The following is a 2,743-nucleotide window of genomic DNA, read 5'->3' on the forward strand; positions in this document are numbered from 1 at the left end:
CAACTGGGCGGCGACGGACTTTTTGGCTTCCTGGCGGGTGACGAACTGTCCGGCATTCTGCTGCAGATGGAACTGGCAGCGTTGCCAGGGCACGGCGGGAAGGACGGCAGATATGAACGATCAGGTAGAGGTCTGGATGGTGCTGGAACCCGCGCAGGCGCTGGCTTTGGCTCAATTCGTCAAGCGTGTCCGCTGGACCGAAGTCCGGCAAAACGCCGTGGGCGACGACGAAGCCGACTTGATGATGGACGCCATGCGCGAACTGGCGAAAGCACTCGCGGAGGCAGGCTATGCGCCGCGCTGACGAACTGCTGCCCGAAGTGCCCGCGCCCAAGCGGCGCGGACGCCCGCCGAAGGCCGCAGCGCAGGCGTTGGCCAACTACGACGCCGCCGACGTGGAGCGCCAGCCGGGCGAGCGCTGGGTGACGATGAGCAACGCGCTAACCCGCGCAGGACACGGCCTGACCCTTGCCGAGAAGCGCATCGTGGCCGCTGCGGTGTCCAAGCTGGACAGCCGCCGCGCACTGCCACCCGGCGAGGTGCCGCGCACCCGTATCACGGCAATGGAGTACGCCGAGGCCTTCCAGGTCGATCTCGACACGGCCTATGACCAGTTGCAGGCAGCGGCCAAAGCCCTTTACAAGCGGTCGATCACGTTCTACGAGCCTGCCCACAAGCGCAACGGCAAGCCGCTGCCGCCCACCAAGGTGCAAATGCGCTGGGTCGGGTCGGTGAAGTACCAGGACGGCGAGGGCTGGGTGGAGCTGGCATGGTGGCCGGATCTGCTGCGGCATCTGCTCGGCCTCAAGGCACAGTTCACCACCTACCAGCTACAGCAAGCGTCCGCGCTGCGCTCGGTCTACAGCTGGCGGCTCCTGGAACTGCTGACGCGCTTCGAGTCCACCGGCACGGCGGAATACACGATCGAGGACTTCTGCGCCTCGATGGAAGCCACCGAGAAACAGGCGGCGGACTTCGCCGCAGTGCGACGGAAGATCATCGAGCCTGCGGTCAAGGAACTGACCGAGAAAGACGGCTGGCTCATCCAGTGGCAGCCGATCAAGGCGGGCCGCAAGGTCAAGGCGCTGCGCTTCACCTTCATGCGCGACCCGCAGGGCCGCCTGCCCCTGGGGGGCTGAGCCGCTGCTCGGCCAGCTTCACCGGGTGAGGCCGCGGCCGCGCCCGGGCGGCTGGATCGGCGTTGCCTTGGCCTTGCCGTCGGTGTAGCCGATGGCAAGGTGTTGGCCGATCTTCGGTCGCTGACCTGGCGGCAGGTGGCCGAACCGCGCTTTCTCGTGGATCGCGGCCACGGTCGGGGACACGCGCTGCACGTAGTGATGGGCTGTTTCGCCCACAATCTGCCCCCGCGCGGTCGCACCTTCGCCGACGGCATACAGGCGCACCCCTTGGCCGATGGCCTGGCGGGCGAGCTGCTCGGCCTCCTGCCGGGACTGCTCGGCAGTCTTGGGCGCTGCCGCCCGCTCGGCGAGCTGGCGGTCGCGCTCCCGCTTGGCCGCTTCCAGGTCGCCCGACAGGTCGAGGATGCCCCGGTCGATCTGGCGGCCTTGCCGCTCCAACTCGCCCGCCTCGCGGGCCCGCGTCAGCCGGTCGGCTATCTCGGCCTCGAAGTCCAGCCGCTTGCGGCTCGGCTCGCCGGTGCGGCGCTCGTAGCCGGTGGCCGCTGGCCCAAGGTGCCGGGTCGGCTCCGCGTCTAGGCCGCGCTCGGCGTGGCTGCGGTGGTCAACCTGCACCGAGTGCCCCGCTTCGCGTAGGCGCTCGTTCTGCAACTGGGCGAACCGCTCCCGCCACTGCGTGACGATCTGCGGCCCGGTTTTCTGGTCGTCTAGCTCGCGGGTTTTCTCGCCGAAACCCTCCGGCCCTAGGCGGCGGGTGGTCAGCAGGATGTGGGCGTGGTGGTTGCGGTCGTCGCCGTCCTTGCCGGGGGCATGGATGCACACGTCAGCCGCGCATCCGTGCCGCTCCACGATCTCCCGCGCCAAGTCGCGGGCCAGCCGCGCCCGCTCGGCGGGGGAAAGCTCGGCGGGTAGGGCGATCTCGAACTCGCGGGCCACCGTCGAGTTCTTGCGGGTCTCGGCCTGCTCGGCAGCGTTCCAGAGTGCCGCCCGGTCGGCGGCCCACTCTGGCGCACCGGCAGGCAAGATCAGCTCGGCGGATTCGACGCCACCCTTGCGGGTGTAGTCGTGAATCTCGCCGGTGCGCTCGTCGGTGATTTTCACCCCGGCACGATAGGCCGCTGCCGCTGTCGCACTGCGACCGGCAGACCGGCTTATCGTCTTGACGGATAGGTGGTAGATCGCCACGGGCGTTTCCTCGGGGTGTCGGGGCGCAGCCCTGACCGCACGCAAACGAAGTTTGCATAAGTGCGCCCTTGCTGTTCGCTGCGGGTGGGTGTTGCGGCGTATTCTACGCCTGCGCACCCCCAGCACGGCGGGCTAAAATGCGGCCATCTCACACGCCAAAGGGGGACGCATGGCAAGCATCGACGAACGAATAGCGGCGCTGGAGGCCAAGCTCAAACAGGAGAAGGCACGCAAGGCGAAAATACTCGCCCGCCAACGTGCCGCACAAGCGAAGCTGACACGCCAGCAGGACACGCGCCGGAAAATCCTGGTCGGCGCTGCCATCCTCGCCAAAGTCGAGCGCGGGGAATGGCCGAAAGACAAGCTCCTGGCAATGATGGATGCCACGCTGACGCGGGCCGATGATCGCGCCCTGTTCGGCC

The 2,743-nt window shown here is 68.1% G+C and carries 4 protein-coding genes and 1 pseudogene; 3 read left to right on the forward strand and 2 right to left on the reverse strand.

The features are described 5' to 3' along the window. Nucleotides 1-108, reverse strand: a pseudogene (locus Tther_RS13815) (hypothetical protein); the annotation flags it as partial. A 28-nt stretch (nucleotides 109-136) separates the two neighbouring features. Between Tther_RS13815 and Tther_RS13820 the strand changes: the two are divergent. Then, nucleotides 137-304, forward strand: a complete 168-nt coding sequence (locus tag Tther_RS13820) for a DUF7706 family protein (RefSeq protein ID WP_425472838.1) — start codon at nucleotides 137-139, stop codon at nucleotides 302-304. After that, entirely contained in the window at nucleotides 291-1,139 is an 849-nt protein-coding gene (locus Tther_RS12960; RefSeq protein WP_221934041.1) for a replication initiation protein, read from the forward strand. Before Tther_RS13820 ends, Tther_RS12960 begins: the two co-directional genes overlap by 14 nt. Before the next feature lie 18 nt (nucleotides 1,140-1,157). Here Tther_RS12960 and mobQ read toward each other — a convergent pair whose 3' ends face one another. Further along, complete coding sequence (gene mobQ / locus Tther_RS12965; RefSeq protein WP_143904521.1) at nucleotides 1,158-2,321, reverse strand: MobQ family relaxase; 1,164 nt, start codon at nucleotides 2,319-2,321, stop codon at nucleotides 1,158-1,160. A 169-nt stretch (nucleotides 2,322-2,490) separates the two neighbouring features. Here mobQ and Tther_RS12970 point away from each other — a divergent pair. After that, on the forward strand, nucleotides 2,491-2,743 hold a 253-nt coding region (locus tag Tther_RS12970; RefSeq protein ID WP_143904523.1), incomplete at its 3' end, for a mobilization protein.

The organism is Tepidimonas thermarum, from assembly GCF_007556705.1.
Taxonomy (GTDB): Bacteria; Pseudomonadota; Gammaproteobacteria; order Burkholderiales; family Burkholderiaceae_C; genus Tepidimonas; species Tepidimonas thermarum.